This window comes from Acaryochloris marina S15 (assembly GCF_018336915.1).
GTDB classification, from domain to species: Bacteria; Cyanobacteriota; Cyanobacteriia; order Thermosynechococcales; family Thermosynechococcaceae; genus Acaryochloris; species Acaryochloris marina_A.
Genome location: NZ_CP064923.1, coordinates 3,435,315 through 3,457,700 on the forward strand (window position 1 = coordinate 3,435,315; position 22,386 = coordinate 3,457,700).

The window sequence follows — 22,386 nt, forward strand, 5'->3', positions numbered from 1 at the left end:
TTCTGGAGTGATTTTCATGTCTAACGTCATTATTGCCCACCAACTCAACCATTCCTTTGGCGAAGGTCAGCTTCAGAAGCAGGTCTTATTCGATATTAATCTGGAGATTCAAACTGGCGAAATTGTTATTCTCACCGGGCCTTCGGGATCTGGGAAGACAACCCTTCTAACCTTATTGGGGGGCTTAAGAGCAGCCCAAAGCGGCAGCCTCAAGATTCTGGACCAGGAAATGCTGGGAGCCTCGAAACAGCAATTGAGCCAGCTTCGCTGCCATATCGGCTATATCTTTCAGGCCCACAATCTGATGAGCTTTCTCACCGCCAAGCAAAATGTGCGCATGTCCCTGGAGTTACATGACCATTTTTTGGAGCAAGACTTGGATGCGATCGCATCCAACATACTCAGCGCAGTCGGCGTAGAAGACCGCACCAACTACTACCCCGACGAACTCTCCGGGGGACAGCGTCAGCGAGTCGCCATTGCTCGGGCTTTAGCTAGCCATCCCAAAATTATCCTGGCGGATGAACCCACTGCCGCGCTGGATAAAAAATCAGGACGAGACGTGGTAGAGATTATGCAACAACTCGCCCGAGAACAGGACTGCACCATTCTCCTCGTCACCCACGACAACCGAATTTTAGACATTGCCGATCGGATTATCTACATGGAAGATGGACGTTTAGCTCCCCTGCCACCGATGGAGGAAGGTGTCTCTGACCTACCTCCCAGCATCGCAGCTTAGATTATGGCAGTAAGTTTTTTGGGTAGTCTTCTATTATGTAGGAGCACATTGTAAACATCCAAATTACTCCGAGATGATTGTCAAACTTTTTGAAAAGCGGCAAGGCCATTATTTCTCTTTTGCATTTGATGGTAATAGTGCTGTGCTTCCGCTAATAAGGAGAATTTTCAAGCAGCTTTTCGAGCTTACCAAGCTGTTCTTGTAGTGTATCGGCCATCCATGCTTCTGGTGCTTCTTCTATTGCTTGCTTCTGTTGCAACTTAGCACGGGTCGTCTCTCCGGTACCTAAAAATGCCTCGACCAAAGTTGCTCGTAGCCAGAAGAGCTGCTCACGATCAATTTCACCTTCGTCGTTTTTGACACCGGCATCTAGCTGCACTTCACACAATTTGATGATTTGATGGCGCACTCGCTGGGCCCAAACAAAATCTGCAATGGCGTTCGGTATGTCAATAGACTGACTGGCACGAACATTGAGCATAAAGGAGTAATTGATTCCATTATAATGGTCATCCCTCAAATAGAAACCTTTGCCGTAGAAGTAGATTGACTTGTCAAGGTCCTCGGATTTGCCTTCCAATTCCCACAGCCGTTTGTGGATGGCGCCACAAATGCCGAGAGTCTCGGGATCTTTGGTCGTCTGGGGATGGAGCACCTCACAAATACTCTGCGCTTCCTCCAAAGCACTCTTAAGATCTGGCTTCTTGCTTTTGTAGGTGGCAAGAGCAAGCTGTTGTAAGATAAAAGGCTCCCCTGGCAGTTTTGTCTTGAGTTGATCCAATGCCAGCTTCGCTCCCGCCCAGTTGGAAGTGCCCCGAGCTTGGTAGAACATATCCATGAGTAGGCTTACAGTTTTATCTTCAACAGGCGTAGTCTGTGCTACCGAGATAGCCGGAGAGATTGCGGCTTCAACAATGGTCGGCCCTCGAAGCGAAGGAAGAAATGTATAGACCGGACTGTCTGACTCTTTCTTTTCTATAAGCACCTGGATAGCTTTCTTCAGCTCTTTTCGGGTAGTTTCGGCATCCTCAGCATCGATCCCAGCACCGAGGTGGTTATAAGGTCGGACCAGTAAATGTCCGATATCGAAGGGAAACTTGAAATTCTTTTCGGCGATTACGATGGTTGTGTGCGGCCGGAGTGCGTGGCGTACTCCTAACTCGTAAATTGCGTTGGCGTTAGATGTAGAGAGATCAGCAACTACGACGTCGGCACCTAGCAGAAGTTCATACATTGGCTTGTCGATAATTCCTGCATGAATGACATCATCCGCACGAATACATTCGAGGCCAGCCTCTTCCACAGCCCTCTTGATAATAATGCGATAAGACTTATCAAGATCGTAAGTCTTCTGTTGTTGGAAATCGGTCTTCACGCCAAATCCCATGACGACAAAACAGGTCTTCTTGACTATCTTTGCTGTTGTTTCTGACATCATTTTCCTTCGATATTCATTTTTTCACAGAGGGGAAAATCCTGAGAATTGCTGTGCTGAGACTCAAAATTATTCTTAGTAAGTTTATCTTAGATAACCTGAGTTCGGAATAAAGCAATACGAGAAATCTTTTGCAGGTATACGGTGGAGGGAATCAACTGTGAGCTAAATAACTCGTTATTGATAATCAGTCCATTTTATTCAGAATAATCTCTATAATGGAGCTTATCTGCACACGTCTAAACAAAGAGAAAATCATAGAGAATGCAAAATCAATAGTTTCAGAGATTGCTTATCCTGAACTCAGGGTTGGATAGCTCAATACAGAACAAAAACTTGGAAGCATAGGTATTTAGGGATTGTTGACTGTACTTTATATTTATGAAATTCACTACACCATTTTTGTCCTGTACTGAACTCAAACCCTTATTTCTTCCTTATGAAAACCCAAATTTTGGTATCCTGGCTCTTCTCTTAATATTTCCAGTTAGAGCAAGGAGTTCTGACGCTTAGGCAATTCTCCAAACAACTAACCAGATCACAGGAATACTACCGATTAACGTCGCTAGTACAAGGCGTAATTGACTATTTTGACGCTGAACTTGCTGCCATATTTTGGAATAAGGAACGTCAGCATCCCCAAGTTGAAAAAGAGCATATTTATGAAACCATCTGGGGAGTAATTTATGCAGAAACATCAGGATCACTACTTTGGTGATAAACAGGATGCTGCTTGCTCGTTTATTCCCCCCAAAGCCAATTTCCGATAGCTGAGCCACTGCGTCCGTATCGGGCTTCCGGGCCGCCGTATAGGCTGGTAAAGCGAGGGATAAATCTCCTTTGGTTTGGGTCAATATCTCAGCAAACATGCGGCAGCTTTCTAAGGCGACATTACAACCTTGCCCCAACGAGGGCCACACCGAGTGGGCTGCATCTCCCAATAAAACGACGCAGTCACCTTCAAATCGATTGCACTGAGTGGTGATTCCTCCATGGGCCGCCTTTTGGGCCAATAAATCTTGGGTAAACTGCGGCGGTAAACCCGCTTGTTCTAGATGGGGAAAAACATCAGGAAACTTCTCTTTAAATAGGGCTAATACATCTGCTTCTGATTGAAGGGTCTCATAAGTGATGTCTCCGACTTGGGGCAAAATTAATACTCCTTTGAGAGAGCCATCGGTACTAGGGGGAGCGAGTAATGTCAGGGGTTGGGCATTAGGCCATGTATGAAAACTTGCTGCCCACTTTTCTTCTGCACCGGGTAAATCTTTTGCGAACCCTAAATCACAGATTTTGTACATCATGTCGTCTTGGTTTTGCCGAACTTCGAATCCTTGAAGCTGTGATTCCATAGCAGTCCTGACAGTGCTGAAGCCCCCATCTGCACCAATCAATAAGTCAAAGTTTTGCTGCTGTTGGTCTTGTTTGCCTTGAAACAACGCCGTCTTATCCTGAAAATTGACCTGCAACAGGGTTTGATCAAAGTGATATTGAATGTTTTCTGGAAAGCGATGCTGCCCCTCTGAAATGAGAACTTGAGCTAGGGTAGCGCGATCGACTGACACAGCATCACGAAACCCTTTCCCTAAGGCTCCCCCTTTGGCCGTATGTCGAACATTCCCTTGGAGAAGCACCTGTTTGTCTGGCGGTAGCTCCACTCCAATATCTGTCAGGGCTTTCCGCCCCCGACGGCTCAAGATGATATTAAATGAACGTCGATTGCTAGACGCTTTAAACTCAGCACTGTGCCGCTCGTAAACAGAGACGTGCCAACCCATTTTGGCTAAATATAAGGCAGCCAGTGCGCCAGTTGGCCCACCCCCCACAATCACAACTTTTCTTCCCTCAGGGGATGGTGAAGTATTCGCGGATAGAGTCTCTACCATGCTTGAGTTCCAGCGCTGATCCACCTCATCTTATAGTGCTATCGGTGGCATCTTAGGATAACGAACTTAATAACACCGGAAAATATAGTTGAACACGACTCTCCCTCCTATCCTCCACAGCCTTAACGCCACTGATGCCCCCTAAATCCCCCATTCTGGGGGACTTGTCTGCTCGACCCACACAGGATCTGTGACAGAGTTGAACCTCAACAGCTCTAGAGATCTCACTGTCTAGATTCATTAGCCTATATCTAGGCTCAAAGTCCCCCAGAATGGGGGATTTAGGGGGCGCTTGCAAAAGCTGATGTTGTCAAAAGAGACGGCAGAAATCTCGGTATTACTCCCATCCCAGCATAAGATTGGGTATTCAGATTCTTGATAAATAAGAATTTCAATGATATTTAGATGCACGATCTTATGGCGGGAAGGGAGTAATCAATTTTCATTCCTTAGTGCTCATTTAGCATGATTAAAGCGAGGTGAGATTTGACACTCGGCTGCTGCTAACGGACTGTCCTTTTGAACGTCGCTTCAATCAATTGTTCTGCACTACAGGATTAGAAGTTTCTTTTGCCTACTGCCACAAAAATCTAATCCGCCTCAGTTGATTCTGCTTGGTGACGCTCTGCAAACTCAACCCACAATAGCCCCCCAAAAGGAACTTGCCCAAAGCCCGGTTCATATTGGTCAAGAACCTTACTGGCATCGTCAATCAGCACCTTTTCGACAGAAAGATGATGCACTGTGTAAGGCGTATTGACAAAGGGAGCGTCCAGGCGATGTCTGAATGGCTCATCGAGTAGAAAAGATTCAATCAGGCCATGGGAATTACCGCTATGGTTACCCCCCTTCAGGTCCCATTCTTGACTCTGAATTGCCGCCTTCGCAAGATACGTTGAAATCCATGGATAATCTGCTATATCTCCCAGGTACATTCCTTCAAGGGGGGCTGCATTAACATCACGCTTACTTAGCCATTTTTGAATCGATATTCGATAGTTCTCTTCGTCAAAGGTGCAGCCGAATTCTCGTCCCCGCAGTCTAAATCCCGTTGCAGAGGGGTCGCCATCAATAATAGGGGTACATTGATTGCTATTCCAATGGTTTAACCCACCTCCCGAAATAAAGTACCAAACCCCAAGGGTAACGAGAAATACTGGCATCGACTCATCATCCTTTTTGAGCAAGATATTTCAAGTCTAGCGAAAGCTATTTCGCCAGTTGGTCAAAAAGTTAAGTGCTATTGCCAAAATGTCTGGATTTCAGGCTCTTAGAGTTTAAACTGCTTTTCTGATCAACGTGAAACTAACACGATGTCATTAGCGAGATTTGAGCAAAGCTTGAGCCTTGGGATGCTCTAGTAATGCAGTGGCATCCTTCAATAATCGTTTGCCTAACATTTGGCTTAGAAATCCTTTATTCGTCCAGGTTCGTTCCAGTTGCCTAGCTGTTTTCAGTTTCTGTAGAGCCTCGTTTTCGCGACCTTGAGTTAATAATGTCGCACCAATCAACAAATGAGCACCGGCAGACTCTTCTGGGTCGGCTTTGATCGCAGTTTGCCAGTCTTGGATTGCCCCAGGCACTTCGGAATTCTCGTAGCGGGCAATCCCACGGTAAATATAGGTTTCACCCTCTTTAGGTTTAAACTGAATGGCTTGATCGTAATCGGCTAGTGCCTGAGCTACTTCTCCCTGTCGGAACTGCAGCCGACCTCGTGTTTGATAGGCTTGGGCATAGGTCGGATCGATGGTGAGGGCTTGCTTGAGATCCATTATTGCACCGCGAATATCTTGCTCTAACCAGCGAGTGAACCCTCGATTTTTATAAGCTTTGGCCAATCCCGGCTCTAAACGTAGGGCCTGATTAAAATCGTCAATGGCGTAGGCCCGAGCACCCGTATAGAAATGAGCTAAGCCGCGATTATTGTAAGCATTGCCGTCTTGGGGATTGAGTTTGAGGGCTTCACTAAAATCTCTCACGGCCCGAGAAGCACTAGAATGCAAATTTTGATTGGGCCTGAGGGCTTGGGCTAGGTAGACTGCCCCCCGGCTATTGAAGAACAAAGCGTTGTAAGGATCGATGGCGATCGCATGGTTTAAATCCGCTAAAGCCTCAGCATAATTGCCTCGCTGGTAGTGGGCCAATCCTCGACCGTGTAGCGCTACGGCTTTGCGATCGCTCCCCAATACCTGATTAAACTTAGAGACCGCTTTGCTACTCTCTCCCTGGCCGAGAGCCTGTCCTGCTTCCACCAGAGCCTGATCCACTAAGGCGGGGGGAGCGAGTTTAGATGGAGGTGTTGCAAACCCCAATTCCAGCTTGGCATCTTCAGCTTTTTGCAAAAAAGTATTGATGGGAATGCCTAAGTTAAACCCTGTTTTGACATAAATATCTGGATTTAGATTCGGATTTTGAGCTTGAGGCGTTGTATCTGCTCGACCATGAATTCCAATCAGTTGACCTTGGCTATCAAGAACCGCGCCACCACTCATCCCTGGCAAAGTAGCATTGGAATAGACCAATCCATACCCATCCCGTAAAGGTCGTGCAGCATTTGCCGTAATTTGTCCGGCCGTAAAGTTATAAACCACCTCGTTGATGGCGGCGGTCTTGCCTGGAAATCCGGCAACGTAGCAGGGCATGCCCGCAGAAATTTGCTGGGCATTGCCCACTTCAGCCACTTGATAGGACTGGCTACTAGAAAACTGAATCAACGCTAGATCGACATTGGACAGCTGCTGGATTGTTGTATTCGTAATTGGATGTCGAGCCCGATCGGGGGTGACAACCTCATAGGTATCCTCGCTTCCCACCACATGGGCAGCCGTTAATACGGTGTAGGTGTCCCCATCCTGTTTAATAATCACCCCGGATCCAGGCGCTTGGCTATCCACTCGGACTGTGATATTACGAGCAACCTTCGCAACCTCAGCCGCACTCAAGGCATGACTGATCTGGGGCTGTGCGATCACCGCAGCAACCCCAACCAAAACAACCGGAAGACCAGGAGCCAATTTCATCATATTGATCACAATTGTGGTTGTTAATCACTATTAGCATGCCCGAATGCTCCCGTTGTAAGGCTTACCTGTCATAAACCGTAAGGATTTTCCCTCGACAAAATCAAGAATTCTAGATTTCGTATCGTCCACCACTCAGGATCAACAATTCTGGTCATCAATATAAATCCGACTTTCCGACTTTTAAGTCCCGACTCTAGCCGACTGACTTCTGGGTTGACCTTGCTTAGGCTAATGGATGCAAGCTACCCCGGAGAGTGCCATGACTCCCACGTTATTGTTCAATCCCTCATTTCTTGAACAGTCCTCATCCACCCAGTCCTTTGAAACTGCTCCCATTTCACACCGCTTAAACAAATTGATTCAGACTTATCTGACAACTGATATCCTCAACGATCGGCTGCAGGAGTTACCCCAACAATTCCAAGATCCTCAACCCCGGCCTTGGCAACCGCTCGACTGGAATCACATTGAACCAAGTCAGATAAGGGGAATTGATCCCCTTATTTTTTTAGCTATTCTTGCGGGCAGTATTGACACAGAAGCCCCTATTCGTGGCTATACCCAAACCAGTCGTCAATACCTCAACCCTCTGCATCCACAAATGGCTCGGTTTGTGGGCGGTACCGTCAATGGCCAAGGAGACCTAGTTGAATTGGGACTCTGGGAAAGGGAAGAACGTCAACATTCTCCAGCTCTGCAGCGATTGTATACCCAGCTGTCTGGCTTAAAAATGATGCCTCTCCCCCACGATCCTAGACCTTATGAGCCCACGGATAATTCCCAGCAAGATCTGTTTGAGCATGGCTTGCATCGAGTAGCGACGGAATATGGGGCCACCTGTCTGTATCTATGGTTAATGGCTCATTCTAGCGGTCCATTACATCAGGTATTAGCCGAGCTATTGATCGACGAAATCAACCATATGACCAAATTTTGGGGCTTTGGGTGCTGGGCCTATCCCCACACCACTATGTTTAAGACTCTGATGACTTTACTTCGTCCCCAGTTGAGACCTACGCAACAAAAACCCATTAGTTTTAGTCGTACCCTAAAACGGATGATGCAAGTGCTCCACTGGGAAGCCTGGTCTCTTCCCAATAAGCTATCCCTCTTATGGACCTTTGTTTATGTTTTATGGCATCTGTGGCGGTGGGGCCGCTCTTTGAACATAAAGCAGCTTAATCGCTGGCTTGGGCAATCCCCAGAAGTCTCTTTTTCCTCCACTGGAGTTTAGTTCTAGCCATTTTTATAGGGTCTTTTGTAGATTGTCTTCTTTCTGTTTACTCCATTAGACCTTGACAATCCTGGTCAGAGATTGTTAGACAAAACTACTGACCGGGGAATGATTACGAACAGAGAATAACTTCCTCTGACTTGTATGGGCTCCAGATTTAACCAATTGATGTCACCGACACCTTCTGTATTAATGAACAACTTCGATTACGTTACTCGCCCTACAGATTTAGACCCCGATTGTTTACCCCAGCATGTTGCCGTCATTATGGATGGCAACGGTCGCTGGGCTAAACGCCAAGGGTTTCCTCGGATTGCGGGTCATCGCCAAGGGGCACGGACCCTCAAAGATTTAGTGCGCTGCTGCAAAGACTGGGGCATTCCGACCCTGACAGCCTATGCCTTTTCTACGGAAAACTGGCGTCGCCCTCTAGAAGAAGTCGACTTTCTCTTGGTCTTGTTTGAACGCCTTCTCCGCCAGGAACTGGCTGAAATGGATCGTGAAGGGGTACGGATTTCTTTTATTGGCGATTTGTCTCCCCTGCCGTCCTCTCTGCGGAAAGAAATCGATCGAGCGGTCTTAGCAACGGCCAATAACCAAGCAGTGCATTTTAATGTGGCGGTCAATTATGGCAGTCGAGCAGAGCTGACCCAGGCCTGTCGCCAAATTGCGGAGCAGGTTCAGTTGGGTAATATTGAGCCAGATGCAGTAGATGAGCAGCTGATTGAACAATATCTCTATACTGCTGGCACCCCTGATCCTGACCTGCTGATTCGTAGCAGCGGTGAACTCCGCTTGAGTAACTACCTGCTGTGGCAGTTGGCCTATACAGAGTTTTACTTTACGGATGTGTTCTGGCCCGATTTTGGCCGGGCAGCTTTTCATGAGGCTTTGCAGCACTACCAGATGCGCGATCGCAGATTTGGTACCGTAAAACTCAAGCAGCCCTGTGCAGGTTAGTTCGAGGGAAGAAGCGAAAGAGAGATCTTTTCCTCGGAGCTGGGCCTAGAATCGACCCTTACGCCGTAGGGAATTCAGTTCATCCTCCATCTTGTCCTTATGGGTATCTGCCCCGGTCACTCTCAGGTAACCGAAGTACATGATCCCTGTCAGTCCCAGCAGTAAAAAGACAAGATACTGGAACGGAATAAATGAGAAAATCACGATGCGCATGGATTTCAGCATCCATGCGAGCCCGAGATACCCTGCCGCAATCAAAGCGATACCCTGAACCATCCGGGCAACGGGGACTTGATTCAAGGGGAGGCGTTGCTTCGTGACCCAAAATGAAATGCCCACGTAGTAACAAGGAGCCAGCATCAACAGAATATCTGCTTCCTTCATCACCCGAGCCCAACCGCCATTGTGGGTGGCGAACAACACATAGCCAACCGCCAAAACCAAGCTCAAGAGGGCCATTCCTAAGTTAAAGCTCAATACAAAGGGTTCCTCTTTCTGACCTGGAATCACCACACAGATCGCCAGTGCTATCCATGGGGCAAACAACATAATGACCAATAGCAACGGTTTGTACTGAGTCAAAAGCGAAAATAGGTCTTGAAAGGTCATCGTCCTTCCTTATGTGATGGGTTGCCTCCAACCCCAGTGTGCCCACCCACGGGAAACGAATGATGAGCAGCTGATTTCCCAAATTTAAGAATGAACGGTATCCGCTTAGAAGTGAAAGCTAACGCTTAAATTTCTTTTTGGGCTTCACTGCTTTCTGCACGCGCCAAGAGGTTTCGGTTCCCATTTGGCCGACCTTGGTAAAAACAAACCCATATCGCTCAAACTTAGGATACTTGCCCACTGAACGCCGAGAAAGACCGAGGGCCATGGATAAATCTGAAGTGGGTAACAACCACTCATGGGTAGCAGCCTTTTCCAATAAATCTAGGCGATTCATCAGCAGTTGTAAGGGGTCAGGCTGAGTCGCAAAAGCGTTTAAAAAAGCGGCGAAATTGGCATTCTGACTGATAGGAGCGGTACCGTCGTCTACAGGAATGGTCAAGGCACCTGTCTCCACCGTTTTAGGCTGCTCCGTAAAGTCATGAATGGTTCCGCCTGCCTCAATATGATCGCCGAGGGCGTCTAAGCGCACGACATCAGCAGGGGTAACAAAGGCCCGCCGTCCCACTTTGGTGGGTTGTAATTCCAATGCCGACAAACGATTGTAGAGGGCTGATCGCTTGATGTTATAACGCTCTTGTAGCTGGCTGACAGGAATAAGTTCAGCAGAATCTTTGGCCATGATGTCTGAAAAACGTTGAGGAACCTTGTTAGCTTAGAATACTCAAAATTGAGGACTATGGCTAAGGGACCGTTGTTTTCCGTTACATCCAAACCCTCTTTATTCCGGAATAAACACCTCTGCTAAGAAAGGAGCCAACTCTTTATTAAGACGCCCTGCTCTTACAAACTCAGCATAGGTATCTGCCTCAATAGCCAGTAATTCTTCTTTCAGTTGATCAGCAGTAAATTCCTTCAGTTCAGGACATTTCTTTTGCATCTCGTCCAATTCCGATTCAAGCTTGGCAAGCTGTCCCTCGACTAAGGCTGTTTGATACCTATAAAATTCAGGTTCAATCCCCGGTCTAGCATCTCCTTTCTCTAGAAAAGCTAGGACCCGAGAAAGGGCAGCCCGACGAGCGATCGTAGCCAGATAATCCTGCTGTTGGGTCTGATCACTGATCAACCCCAGCCCTTGCAATAAGAACTTGGTCGTCAGTCCCTGAACCAACAGCGTAAACAGCACGACCCCAAATACCGTGGCAATAATTTCCTCGCGTTCGCCCAAGACCGCAGGCACGCTGAGAGCCAAGGCAATGGAGACCGATCCGCGCAAGCCCCCCCACCATAAGACCGTTTGATCTTTGAGAGGAATCTCTGATTTCACTGTCGCATTACTAAAGAAGCCTAAGGCAAAAATAGACACCGCCCGAGTCACTAGCATGCCGATAATAGTGACCACAATCGTGCCCAGGTTGTCGCCCAAAATGGCAAACCGAATCTGATCGCCAATCAGCAAAAAGACGATGGAGTTCACGAAGAAAGCCAGAAAGTCCCAAAACTCTGTGACAATTAGTCGGGTTCTGGGGTTCATGCCAATCCGAGACCCAAAGTTGCCTAGCACTAAACCGGTGGTGACCACACCGATGACCCCAGACCCGCCTAGATCCTCCGTCAGCAAATAAGACGCATAGGCAGAGACCAAAGTTAAAGACTGTTCGACCAGGGGCAAATCAAAACGCTGTGTCAGGTAGGAAATCCCAAACCCAAGCAGAGAGCCCACCCCAATGCCAATCCCAATCACGGCTAGCAATTGTCCCAACACTTGAGACGGTTCAAAGGTGCTCACCCCTAGGGGTAATCCCACCAGAAAGCTGAAAGCCACAACAGCCATGCCATCGTTAAACAGACTTTCGCCTTCCATCAGAGTTTTGAGGCGTTTTCCTGCCCCTAATTCTCGGAATAGAGCAATCACCGAGACCGGATCAGTCGCAGACAGACTGGCCCCAATCAATAGGGCCGTGGTTATGGAAATGCCTGCAAATTTGTTGAGGCCCAGGGCCACTCCACCAATGGTGATGACTACCCCGAAAATGGCATACAGACAGATGGGGAATAAATCACTTTTGAGGTCGGACCACTTCAGATTCCAAGCCGCTTCAAATAGCAACGGCGGCAAGAAAATCGCCAGAATGAGCTCCGGAGATAAATCCACCAACCGCACATCGACAAAGGCTAACCCCAACCCTACGATGACCAACAGCAAGGTATAAGGAATTTGGCGAAACCAACTAAACACCTGAGGCAGGGTGGCAACACTCAAAGAGACGGATAATACCAGCAAAAATTGTTTGAGATTACTTGCGATCGCATCTTCTGCTTCCATCGCCATCTCAGCCACAATCGGATTGCTCAACAGCATTCAGTACTATTCCCCACAAACGTTTGCTTTGACTAAAGACAACGGACTTGAACAGGCTACCATCCTGTCATTAGCCCCTTATAGGCTACCCTGTTCAGGCCAGAATCTTGACGTCTGATTCCGGCAACCTCACCATAAACGTACTGCCTGGGGCAGCCAAGGCCAATGGCTCGGGCTGATCAATACGGGGACTAAAGGCTTGAATATCGCCTTGCATTTGTTCCATCAGCGTTTTGGCAATGGCCAATCCTAGCCCTGTTCCAGGAATATCTGTTTGGGCCTGCACACCTCGATATTGGCGCTCAAAAACTCGTGTTAAATCAGCCTGGGGAATTCCTGGGCCGCTATCACTGATTAATAGGAATTGGGCAGGTTGGCGACCTTCAGCCAACTGGCGACAAACCTCTACCTGCACCTCGCCTCCAGCCGGGGTATATTTCAAAGCATTATCAAACAAATTGCTACAGACCTCACGCAACGCAATCATATCTGCCTTAATCGGGGGCAAATTGCTAGGAATCCTGACGGTGAGCTGTAGTTTTTTTTGCTCTACTCGTCCTACTGCTGACTGGATTAGGGGTTGGAGGATATCCATGAACTGGCAGAGCTGCATCTGCAGCTCATCTTCCCCTAAAGGAAGCGAGGGAGGTAAGGCCGGAGGGGTTGGTTGAGACGTTGAGACCCAAGCATCCGCATCTAGTGGCTCGATGGCCGCTTCCCCTAAATCAATAGCACCGTCAAACTGGCGCAGCATCTCTTCTAATCGATCGCTTTGCTCAACAATACTGGCGGCAATTTTGCGATTACTTTCATCTTCCCCAAAGCGCTTGTGGAGGAGCTTGCCTAAGGTTTTCAAGGCGGTGAGTGGATTGCGAAACTGATGTAGCAGATTAGACAGGGTCTGGTGCTGTTCCGACTGCAACACTCGCTGTTGATACTGAGCATTGGCTAGCCATTGGGATCGCTGATCCAAAATACAGGCCAGAGCTAAGGTATCAGCAATCTGCTGCAGTTGCGATTGTTCGACCTTGCTCCACGAACGATGTTCACGGGCAGCGACCAGCAACCCCAACACCATCTCTTCATGAATTAACGGAATCACGACTTGTTGAGCTTGTGATATGGCCAGAGCTGTGGTGGAAAGCGTGTTATCTGACCAGAATTCGTCTTTTTCTAATTCAGACAAAATATTGGTTTGGCTAGAAGCTAGTGAGGCACTTGAATTCCGTTTCTGTTCAGGGTCGCTTGCGGGCAGGCGCAGGGGTGCTGGCTGTAAATTTTGCGCTGACTCTTCTGGATAAATGACGATGGGAATTAGCTCACCCTGCTGTTGCGCAGGCAAATCTTTGGACAAGTACACTGCTCCCATACTGGCCTGAAAGCTCTGCATCAATAAGGTCACCTGTGTTCGACAGAGATTGGTGAATTCAATGCTAGCGGGCAACAACATATGACAGGAGCAAACAAGGCTGGAATAGAATTCTCACTCTTACACACTCTAATGGATTTCTAGAGGCTTGATCAGCTAATCCTGCGATATGAGGGTTGACATAAAACACATTTTCTTATCCATTTTATGCTTCTAGAACAATACAAAAGAGTCAGAAGAAAGTGCCTGGTTAGAGACTGATGATTTCATTGGTCTTTTATTGCAGAATTGGCAGTGTCTGCAATAAAAACTTTGCTTATGGGGGAATCTAAGTACCAGGGTTAAAACACCCTTGATATCAATTTCGATATTCTGTTCAAGCCATATGCTTACGAGCCTGATGGGATCTTGAATCGAGAAAGACAGGCAGGAATCAAACTGCCGAGAAAGATTTATTTTTGTTGAGTAACTGCGTATTTTTCAAGAGACATCATGATGTTAAAGTGAGCTTAATCTAAATAGAATCACTACCCTATTCCTAAGCTAATACAGTTACTGATGAACCCTAAAGATGGCTTCTGAATATCGTTTTATTCGCCTTCGCTTTCACCTACTCAGAACTTTTTTGGGCTTATGGGGACTCTATCTTCTCCCCCTAGGGGTTAGGGCTCAAACTGCCCCACCTCCTGGCGTTCCAAATATCCCCCCAGATGTTACTCCCATTGAACCTATCGAGCCTAGGACTTTCCCGAAACCAGCACCTCAGGCTCCCCCAAAGTTACCCCCTTCTGAGGACTTGCTGAACGCTCCACCCCAGCCAACGCCTCAACCAGAATCTCCGGATAACCCTAACTTCATTGCCGTGACGGAATACCGTATCACTGGCAATACGGTGTTAAGCGAAGAAGAAATACAACAGGTTACTAAGCCCTTCACAGGGGATGCTGTGCCTTTCTCTCGGCTGCTAGAAGCCCGTTCTGCCCTAACTCAGTACTATATCGATCAAGGCTACATCACCTCAGGAGCCTACTTGCCAGCAGACCAGGTAATTGAGAAAGGAATAGTGACCTTACAAGTCGTGGAAGGACGGCTGGAAGGTATCGAAGTCTCAGGAAATAAGCATCTGAAGTCTAGCTATGTTAGCAAACGCCTAAACCTGGGGGCGGGGCCGCCTCTGAATGTGAATGAGCTATTGGGGGCAATGCGATTGCTCCAGATCGATCCTCTGATTGGGAACCTCTCTGCTGAACTGACGGCAGGCTCTGGCCCTGGTTTGAGTATTCTGCAGGTAAAAGTTGAAGAGGCTCCTTCCTTTGATGTGCAGTTCGTCTTAGACAACCAGCGTTCTGGCAGTATTGGTAGTTTTCAACGGCAAGTTGTGGTCAGTGAAGCCAACCTCTTCGGATTTGGAGATGGGGTGCGGTTGGGGTATGCCAATACCGATGGTAGTAATGAATTGGACTTTAGCTATACCTTTCCCATCAATGCTCGCAATGGCACGATCAGCGCTAGCTTTAGCCAGGTTTGGAGTCGGGTTGTAGAAGAACCCTTCGATCAGTTGGATATTGAAGGGGTTTCACGAGACCTGAGCTTGACCTATCGTCAGCCCGTTATTCAAACGCCCCAGAAGGAGCTGGCCTTAGGGATTACTTTAGGTCGCCAAGAAAGTGATACTTCGTTACTAGGATTCCCCTTTCCTCTTTCTCCTGGAGCTGATGCTGAAGGGCGTACTGAAATTTCCCAACTCCGGTTATTCCAGGAGTGGACCCAGCGGGGAAATGATTCGGTGTTAGCATTGAGATCAGAATTTGGTATTGGCCTAGATGCCTTTGCCACGATTAATCCAAATCCAACGGCACTGGGTGAACCTGAAGTTCCTGATGGTCTGTTTTTCCTCTGGCGTGGACAAGCTCAGTGGGTTAAGCAGTTTGCCCCCGGCAACCTCTTACTACTGCGTTCAACTGCTCAATTTGCAGACCGCTCCTTAGTCCCTCTGCAGCAGTACGGTTTAGGGGGACTCAATAGTGTTCGAGGGTATCCTCAAAATCTCTTGCTGGTTGATAACGGCTTATTTGGTTCCGCAGAGTATCGTTTACCTCTGGCTCGGTTTGGCGATAACCAAGAAGGACTATTACAGCTGGCCCCCTTCTTCGATCTCGGCCATGGATGGGGTAACACAGATGGATCGAGAACAGAGACTTTAGCTGCTGTGGGTTTGGGGCTTAGATGGCAGTGGTCCGACCTGATGTCTGCTCGGTTAGATTGGGGAATTCCAATTATCTCCATTGGGCCAGAAACAAGTGGTTTTGATGATAGTCAGCTCTTTTTCTCAATTGTGGTCAGTCCGTTTTAAGTCTTACCCTTCTGAGCTGTTCTATCTTGCTCTGCACAATAGGCAGAACAGATGGGCAAATTGGGAGTACAAGACACCGCAAGGAAAAATGACGATGCAACTGCCTGCCAATTGGCAACTCCCCGATGAGATTAAGCGCCGTTTTGGCCAGAAGGGGGCTGGTAAACAGCGTGCGATGCTAGCCAATGGCCATCTGTTGCTGGTTCTCCATAAACTCCCCCAACCAGGCAGTCGACAGCGACAAGGGATCTTTTTTTGGCGCCATCCCCAAGGAACCTGGAAATGCAGCGAAGGGGGAGAAGGCTTACCCCGGCTCAGAAAACATCTCAAAGGCTATAGCAAAGCAGAACAGCAATTGAGTCAAGAATATAGCCAAGCTGCCTTGGCTGAAGACTATTTCCAAATCCTAGAAAACTTGGCTCCTATCTGTCGTGCTGCCAAAAATATGATGGATACGCTGCAGGCTGCTCGGGAGGGGGTACCCGAGGATAGAGACATTATTGATCTACGGGATTGGGCTAGTGATTTAGATCGGACCTTGGATTTGCTCTATACCGATGTTAAAAATGCTTTGGAGTTTGATTTAGCAAAACGAGCGGAGGAACAAAGTCGTCTTAGTTTGGAGTCGGTCCGTATGGCTCAGCGCCTGAATCTGTTAGCTGCCATATTTTTACCCCTCACAGCACTGTGTAGTTTGTTTGGGATGAACTTGCTCAATGGCTTAGAGCATTCGCCTGTAGCCTTTTGGATGATTTTAGGCTTAGGTATTGTCTTGGGGATATTGACCCAACGATGGATTCTGAAGCCCTCTGCTAAAGCTTAGCCCCTTCCATTTTTGCGATCTGGGATTATTGCTTGAGGACGAGAGCCTCATTCTTTTCTTAGGAAAAGTCCATGTCGATTTAAGATAAGCGTCCAATTCAGAGTGGTAGAGTTGGTGCGAAAGAAGGAAGCTTGACTCTGAGAACAATGTGAAATGGTTAATCCTGGGATATTTCTAGCCATCGGCTTAGCGGTTGTTCATGCCTTTTTCTCCAAACTCACAATTCCCGCTTTTATTCCTCACCATAAGTGGCTCTCATTTGCAGGTGGGGTGTCTATTGGGTTTGTTTTTTTAGAAATTTTCCCTGAGTTGAGCCATGCGCAAGAGGAGATAGAACATGCACAGTTGCCATTATTGATCTACTTGGAGAATCATGTTTATCTTTTAGCTCTACTGGGACTAGTCGTCTTTTATGGATTAGACAGCTTAGTCTTACAATCTCGGAAAGCCAATCAGGATCAGAAAAATACTGATAATGCTAGCACCATCATTTTTTGGATTCACATTAGTGCGTTTGCTCTCCTTAATGTGATTTTGGGATATTTGCTGCAAGATTTAGGTGCTCATAGTCTTTATACTTGCATCCTCTTTTTTGCCGCGCTGGCCTTGCACTTTTTCATCATTGATCATCATTTATATGAGCATCACAAAACGCCCTATAACCAACGGGGAAGGTGGTTATTAGTAGCCGCGATTATTCTAGGCATGATTTTAGGTCAAGCCGCGATGCTGGATAAGGCAGGAGTTTTGGTGATTTGGTCTTTTCTGGCGGGCAGCATTATTCTCAATGTGCTTAAACGCGAACTTCCTGATGAGCAGGAGAGCTGTTTTATGTCTTTTATTGTCGGGGCTGCTCTGTTTACCGGACTACTGCTGGCAAAATAGGTCCCGGCTGAAATTTCCGTAAACGAAGGGCATTAGTAACGACGGAGACGGAACTACAAGCCATTGCTGCCCCTGCAATCATGGGATTGAGGAGCAACCCCCAAAAGGGATAGAGAATTCCGGCAGCGACTGGAATACCAATAATGTTGTAAATAAAGGCAAAAAAGAGATTCTGGCGAATGTTCCTCATGGTGGCGCGGCTGAGTTTAATGGCCGTGACGATGCTCTGTAGATCACCTGAAATCAAAGTGATGTCACTGGCGGCAATGGCAACGTCAGTTCCTGTGCCAATAGCTATACCTACATCGGCTTGAGCTAAGGCGGGGGCATCGTTAATGCCATCTCCCACCATGGCGACGATGTGCCCACCCGTTTGGAGTTGCTGGATGGTTGCAGCTTTTTGGTCAGGACGGACTTCTGCCTGGACCTGTTCGATGTGGGCTTGAGCTGCGATCGCATTCGCAGTACGCCAATTATCCCCCGTCAGCATCATCACCTCTAAGCCCATCTGCTTAAGGGTTTTAACTACTTCAACTGATGTGGGCTTCAAGGCATCGGTAATCCCCATCACGGCTTCAAGCTGGTGATCAATCGCTAGCCAAATTACAGTTTTGCTCTGCGATTCCCACTGGTGAGCATAGGTTTGCAGCGCGGCAGTTTCGATTCCCAGTGTTTTTAACCAGCGCTGGGTGCCGATATAAACCCAGTGGTCCTTGACTTGGGCTTGGACGCCTTGACCTGGGATCGCAGCAAAGTTTTGCGTATCACTTAGCAATACGTCCACATCCTGGGATTGGGCGTATCGCACTACGGCTTCAGCGAGAGGATGCTCGGAGTGGCTTTCGACGATGCCTGCTAGCTGCAACAGCTGTAGTTCATTGCCGCTATCCGTTCCCTTGGTAGTGACAAAGTCCGTTACGGTGGGTTTTCCCTCCGTCAACGTGCCAGTTTTATCGAGGACGATAGTTTGAATCTTATGGGCCAGCTCCAGACTGTCAGCCCCTTTAATTAAAATGCCATGTTCTGCCCCTTTGCCCGTGCCGACCATGACGGAAGTGGGAGTGGCTAATCCTAGGGCACAGGGACACGCAATAATGAGAACGCCGACGGCTGTGATTAAGGCCAAGGAGAGGGTTTGAGTGGTGAGTAGCCAGACGATAAAGGTAATTCCGGCAATGGTGATAACGGCAGGGACAAACCAGCTCGTGATCTGATCGGCCAAGCGTTGAATCGGCGCTTTCGAGCCTTGGGCTTCCTGCACTAGTTTGACGATTTGAGCCAAGACAGTGTCTCTGCCCACATGAGTAGCTCGAAATTGGAAACTGCCCGTTTTATTGAGCGTCGCGCCCACCACTAAATCGCCGGGTTGCTTGTGAACGGGCTGACTTTCTCCTGTCACCATCGCTTCATCAACAGTGGATTTCCCCTCAATCACTTGACCATCAACGGGGATTTTTTCTCCAGGACGAACTAGGACGGTATCGCCGGGTTGCACAGTTGCGATCGCAATCTCCACGACCTGCCCATCCCGAATCACGCGAGCCGTTTTAGCCTGCAAACCCATCAACTGCCGAATCGCTGTAGAAGTTTGGCCTTTGGCCCGTTCTTCAAACCATCGTCCCAACAGAATAAGGGTAATCACCACAGCAGAGGTTTCATAGTAAACCCCAAAGCCCTGGTCGGAGCCCGCTGGGATAAAAGTCACTGCCAGAGAATAGAAAAAAGCAGCACTGGTGCCCAAGGCAATCAGGGTATCCATCGTGGCAGTTCGCTGCTTTAGCGCCTTGAGGGCTCCGCCATAGAAGGAATAGCCACACCAAAACTGAACTGGCACGGTCAGAATAAGCTGCAAGATGGGGTGGTGTGCCCAGGCTGGAATCCATGCCATGGGGACACCTGTCATCATGGGCAGTGACCCCACCATTAGCAAAATGCTGATCATGCCGCCGATCCATACTTTGAGCCGCAGCTGTTGGGATGCTTCAGGGGAGGGACTCTGAGAAAGATCATCTGATAGCCTGTACCAATCCTGATCATCTAGAATCTCGGCTCTAAATCCAGCTGCATCGATGGATGCAGCTACGGATCTAGGGCAGGTTTGATCGGGGTTGTAGTGGACTGTAGCTTGCTCAGCCCCAAAGTTGACGCTACAGTTTTCGACACCTGGTAAATTCTTAAGGACTTTTTCAATACTGTTGGCACAAGCTGCACAGCTCATCCCGTCCAGTTTTAGTGTCACAGTTGGCATCACGTCACACTCCTTGCCAGACTGGGATTCAAAGTTAGTTACTGCGCAGAAGATTAGCACTAGTCTATGGGATTTCAACTCTAGCTCATGCAATCACAGAATCAAACTCTGCTAGAGATATCCTGAAGCTATCACTGAACAGTTCCGAATACCTGTTTATCATCCACTCAACTGTTAAGGCTTTTGGAAGAAATTTAAAACTCTGAAGGGTATAGGGTAAAGCTCACCGACTTAAAGAGGGAACTTTTTTTCCTGATCACAGGCACTTTCCTGGTGTTTCAGGATTCTAGACCACTTTCATAAGATTCAAATTAGTTCAATCTAAATTGATGTCGATCCTCTGTTTTGGCTACTCAGAGCTGGCCATGTTCTTCAATCTTTTGTTTTACCCGGTACTTTATATGCTCCTTGAACGGTGAATTTATCAGGGTTACCAATTAGATAGTTTTCCAAAGCTACTGGAGAGGTAGCGATCGCATCCGTCTTAATTAACGTCTCTTCTCCCACACTTTGAAAACACGTCGTTACGAATTCAGAGCACATCATAGCTTTTCTATTGCCCACGGTTGCAATAACTTCTTGCCTAATGTTTGCCAGCAAAGTTTTTTTGACTCTTTCTAAAGTCAGCTTTGTTACCGTGGCTGCATCTGAAACTGAATCTAATGATTCGGTTGCATAGTCCTGCGGCAAGTTCACGCCTTCATCCGTTGCTAAGTTTGCAATATCCTTAATTTGAATTCCTTTTATTCCGCACGCCTCAAAGGCATGAATATTGCGACACATCCATTCATAGTCTTTTGCATTCAGTGCATCCACTAACTCACCCTGATTGAGCGCTGTTTTCTGCTTTTCTGTTAGCCTTTTTCCGTATTTTTTAGCCCGCTTTCCATATTGACTACTCCTTGGTCCTGGCACTGCACAATGCGCTTTTGAATATCCCAAATCAGCTAGTGTAATCCAGCGAGCGATGCCGACCGCAGCCTTGGCTTGCGTTTCATCGTTTGGTCGGTATATCACAAACACCGTATCGTAGTGACCACCATCTTTTTTCTTAGCATGAGTAGAAATATCAGCTAAACCAACTCTTTGGACTTTCTCTCCTCCAGTCGCTTCAGCAAATGTACTATTACCGATATATAGAGCTGCATGGCCACTCCATTTAGATCCCATCCCCCCTTTTAAGAACTTCTGTCCCATGACTGGTGTAGTTGAGTGTTCTAGATCTTTGCGAATAGCGACATCACCTGGTTGTAGGCTACCCGTATCGAGTTCAGTTAATGTGCCTACCCAAGCTTTCTCGATTTTGTTGCTTACAGATGTTCTTTCCCCCTTCCGAGGAGGCGCCGCTTCCAGCATGTTCTTAAATTGTTTTAAGGTGATTGGATCTTTTACCTTAACCTTAGATTTATTAGAGTCTTGCTCTAATCTCTTGAATTCCTGAATTGCGCTCCCACGGGCCGATTTCTTATTTATCTCCACTTCACCTGTAATCTGGGTGTTACCTAACGTACGTTGGTATTGCTGAACCAAATCTATTGCGTCTTTGCGCTCTAAGGCTCTCTGGACAATCTCTTTCCCCGAACTTGTGATGGATGGATGCCTTTGGACCGTTGAGTTCTGCTGGATAACATGGGTCAATTCATGGGCAATCAACTCTTGGCCCACTTGAGATTTGGGTTGATATGCGCCCTTCTGAAAAAATACATCCTGACCCGTTGTAAAAGCCCTTGCTTGAATGGATTGATTTAACTGATCTGACTGGGAATCCGTATGAACACGGACCCCACTAAAATCTGCCCCCATTGCTTGGCCCATGGATCGCTGTAATCCTTCCTCCAAGGGTTGTCCACTGCCCCTTTTGCTATTGATAGCAGACTCTAAATCTGGTGATACGCCTCTACTTGCCATAGCTTGCCGACGTTGAATTAAAGCACCAAGCTTTTCTGACTCATGTCCATGCTGGACGGGCTTTCCTTGAGTCGGATGTGTAAAAGTAGAAGAATTGATGTGCTGAACCACTTGAGAAGCGGTGCGATCGGCTTCTTGTTCATACTTATCTCCTGGCTGTCCAAGGGTTAACTTTCGCTGCAGCCCAGGTTGCACCAACTCGCCATTGAGATTGGGAACCTTGTCCATCCAGGGGGTTCCTAGCCGCGCCCATTTCTCCTGTTGCGCTTTCCATTCAGCTAAACCTTCTTCATTCGATTTAGCATGGATGGTGGGAGGTAATGGTGCTGTTAATTGAGTTTTTACAGGTGATTTTGCCTGAGGTATAGGTTTAGATTGAGGCTTTTTCACATAAGAAGCATAAGTACGCACTATCCACTTTCCCCCATAAGAGTTTCAATCTACTTGCAACCCATGCTAATCCCTAAAAAATAACTACGGTGGTAGATATCTAACGGACTGAAAAGTAATACAAATACTATTCAGTCTGCCTAGGAAAAATAGATATCG

The 22,386-nt window shown here is 47.5% G+C and carries 16 protein-coding genes; 6 read left to right on the plus strand and 10 right to left on the minus strand.

Annotation, left to right across the window (positions count from 1 at the left end):
* Nucleotides 1-16: 16 nt before the first annotated feature.
* Complete coding sequence (locus tag I1H34_RS15955; RefSeq protein ID WP_212662014.1) at nt 17-742, plus strand: ATP-binding cassette domain-containing protein; 726 nt, start codon at nt 17-19, stop codon at nt 740-742.
* A 151-nt stretch (nt 743-893) separates the two neighbouring features.
* Here I1H34_RS15955 and I1H34_RS15960 read toward each other — a convergent pair whose 3' ends face one another.
* From I1H34_RS15960 to I1H34_RS15975, 4 genes are all read right to left on the minus strand, one after another.
* Entirely contained in the window at nt 894-2,180 is a 1,287-nt protein-coding gene (locus I1H34_RS15960) for a TRAFs-binding domain-containing protein (RefSeq protein ID WP_212662015.1), read from the minus strand.
* A gap of 506 nt (nt 2,181-2,686) precedes the next feature.
* Nucleotides 2,687-4,063, minus strand: a complete 1,377-nt coding sequence (locus tag I1H34_RS15965; RefSeq protein WP_212662016.1) for an FAD-dependent oxidoreductase — start codon at nt 4,061-4,063, stop codon at nt 2,687-2,689.
* A 590-nt stretch (nt 4,064-4,653) separates the two neighbouring features.
* Nucleotides 4,654-5,226, minus strand: a complete 573-nt coding sequence (locus I1H34_RS15970) for a hypothetical protein (RefSeq protein WP_212662017.1) — start codon at nt 5,224-5,226, stop codon at nt 4,654-4,656.
* Between the two features lie 156 nt (nt 5,227-5,382).
* On the minus strand, nt 5,383-7,086 hold the full coding sequence (locus tag I1H34_RS15975) for a tetratricopeptide repeat-containing S1 family peptidase (protein WP_249369299.1): 1,704 nt from the start codon (nt 7,084-7,086) through the stop codon (nt 5,383-5,385).
* 259 nt (nt 7,087-7,345) lie between these two features.
* Between I1H34_RS15975 and I1H34_RS15980 the strand changes: the two genes are divergently transcribed.
* A complete protein-coding gene (locus I1H34_RS15980) occupies nt 7,346-8,320 on the plus strand; it encodes a ferritin-like domain-containing protein (RefSeq protein WP_212662018.1) in 975 nt (324 codons plus the stop codon).
* A gap of 192 nt (nt 8,321-8,512) precedes the next feature.
* Nucleotides 8,513-9,280 (plus strand): isoprenyl transferase, encoded by a 768-nt coding sequence (locus tag I1H34_RS15985; RefSeq protein ID WP_212662019.1) that lies wholly within the window; start codon nt 8,513-8,515, stop codon nt 9,278-9,280.
* Between the two features lie 45 nt (nt 9,281-9,325).
* Here I1H34_RS15985 and I1H34_RS15990 read toward each other — a convergent pair whose 3' ends face one another.
* The 4 genes from I1H34_RS15990 to I1H34_RS16005 all read right to left on the minus strand — a co-directional run bounded on the left by I1H34_RS15990 (nt 9,326) and on the right by I1H34_RS16005 (nt 13,701).
* Nucleotides 9,326-9,889 carry a hypothetical protein gene (locus I1H34_RS15990; protein WP_212662020.1) on the minus strand — a complete coding sequence of 188 codons (564 nt, stop codon included), beginning with the start codon at nt 9,887-9,889 and terminating at the stop codon, nt 9,326-9,328.
* Nucleotides 9,890-10,007: 118 nt separating this feature from the next.
* Nucleotides 10,008-10,571 carry a hypothetical protein gene (locus tag I1H34_RS15995; protein ID WP_212662021.1) on the minus strand — a complete coding sequence of 188 codons (564 nt, stop codon included), beginning with the start codon at nt 10,569-10,571 and terminating at the stop codon, nt 10,008-10,010.
* Between the two features lie 99 nt (nt 10,572-10,670).
* A complete protein-coding gene (locus I1H34_RS16000; protein WP_212662022.1) occupies nt 10,671-12,251 on the minus strand; it encodes a Na+/H+ antiporter in 1,581 nt (526 codons plus the stop codon).
* Between the two features lie 94 nt (nt 12,252-12,345).
* A complete protein-coding gene (locus I1H34_RS16005) occupies nt 12,346-13,701 on the minus strand; it encodes a GAF domain-containing sensor histidine kinase (protein WP_212662023.1) in 1,356 nt (451 codons plus the stop codon).
* Between the two features lie 490 nt (nt 13,702-14,191).
* Here I1H34_RS16005 and I1H34_RS16010 point away from each other — a divergent pair, with 490 nt between their 5' ends.
* From I1H34_RS16010 to I1H34_RS16020, 3 genes are all read left to right on the plus strand, one after another.
* Nucleotides 14,192-15,973 (plus strand): ShlB/FhaC/HecB family hemolysin secretion/activation protein, encoded by a 1,782-nt coding sequence (locus I1H34_RS16010; protein ID WP_212662024.1) that lies wholly within the window; start codon nt 14,192-14,194, stop codon nt 15,971-15,973.
* Nucleotides 15,974-16,067: 94 nt separating this feature from the next.
* Nucleotides 16,068-16,796, plus strand: coding sequence for a CorA family divalent cation transporter (locus I1H34_RS16015; RefSeq protein WP_249369301.1), 729 nt, complete (start codon nt 16,068-16,070; stop codon nt 16,794-16,796).
* A gap of 153 nt (nt 16,797-16,949) precedes the next feature.
* On the plus strand, nt 16,950-17,681 hold the full coding sequence (locus I1H34_RS16020; RefSeq protein ID WP_212662026.1) for a hypothetical protein: 732 nt from the start codon (nt 16,950-16,952) through the stop codon (nt 17,679-17,681).
* Here the strand turns inward: I1H34_RS16020 and I1H34_RS16025 are convergent.
* Both I1H34_RS16025 and I1H34_RS16030 read right to left on the minus strand, forming a co-directional pair.
* Nucleotides 17,656-19,929: a heavy metal translocating P-type ATPase gene (locus tag I1H34_RS16025; RefSeq protein WP_212662027.1), complete on the minus strand. Its 2,274-nt coding sequence runs from the start codon at nt 19,927-19,929 to the stop codon at nt 17,656-17,658. The genes I1H34_RS16020 and I1H34_RS16025 overlap by 26 nt on opposite strands.
* Before the next feature lie 372 nt (nt 19,930-20,301).
* A complete protein-coding gene (locus I1H34_RS16030) occupies nt 20,302-22,227 on the minus strand; it encodes an eCIS core domain-containing protein (RefSeq protein WP_249369303.1) in 1,926 nt (641 codons plus the stop codon).
* Nucleotides 22,228-22,386 lie beyond the last annotated feature (159 nt).

Coding starts and splice junctions, on each gene's coding strand:
- I1H34_RS15955 (WP_212662014.1), top strand. CDS start 17: ATGTCTAACGTCATTATTGCCCACCAACTCAACCATTCCTTTGGCGAA.
- I1H34_RS15960 (WP_212662015.1), bottom strand. CDS start 2,180: ATGATGTCAGAAACAACAGCAAAGATAGTCAAGAAGACCTGTTTTGTC.
- I1H34_RS15965 (WP_212662016.1), bottom strand. CDS start 4,063: ATGGTAGAGACTCTATCCGCGAATACTTCACCATCCCCTGAGGGAAGA.
- I1H34_RS15970 (WP_212662017.1), bottom strand. CDS start 5,226: ATGCCAGTATTTCTCGTTACCCTTGGGGTTTGGTACTTTATTTCGGGA.
- I1H34_RS15975 (WP_249369299.1), bottom strand. CDS start 7,086: ATGATGAAATTGGCTCCTGGTCTTCCGGTTGTTTTGGTTGGGGTTGCT.
- I1H34_RS15980 (WP_212662018.1), top strand. CDS start 7,346: ATGACTCCCACGTTATTGTTCAATCCCTCATTTCTTGAACAGTCCTCA.
- I1H34_RS15985 (WP_212662019.1), top strand. CDS start 8,513: ATGAACAACTTCGATTACGTTACTCGCCCTACAGATTTAGACCCCGAT.
- I1H34_RS15990 (WP_212662020.1), bottom strand. CDS start 9,889: ATGACCTTTCAAGACCTATTTTCGCTTTTGACTCAGTACAAACCGTTG.
- I1H34_RS15995 (WP_212662021.1), bottom strand. CDS start 10,571: ATGGCCAAAGATTCTGCTGAACTTATTCCTGTCAGCCAGCTACAAGAG.
- I1H34_RS16000 (WP_212662022.1), bottom strand. CDS start 12,251: ATGCTGTTGAGCAATCCGATTGTGGCTGAGATGGCGATGGAAGCAGAA.
- I1H34_RS16005 (WP_212662023.1), bottom strand. CDS start 13,701: ATGTTGTTGCCCGCTAGCATTGAATTCACCAATCTCTGTCGAACACAG.
- I1H34_RS16010 (WP_212662024.1), top strand. CDS start 14,192: ATGGCTTCTGAATATCGTTTTATTCGCCTTCGCTTTCACCTACTCAGA.
- I1H34_RS16015 (WP_249369301.1), top strand. CDS start 16,068: ATGCAACTGCCTGCCAATTGGCAACTCCCCGATGAGATTAAGCGCCGT.
- I1H34_RS16020 (WP_212662026.1), top strand. CDS start 16,950: ATGGTTAATCCTGGGATATTTCTAGCCATCGGCTTAGCGGTTGTTCAT.
- I1H34_RS16025 (WP_212662027.1), bottom strand. CDS start 19,929: ATGCCAACTGTGACACTAAAACTGGACGGGATGAGCTGTGCAGCTTGT.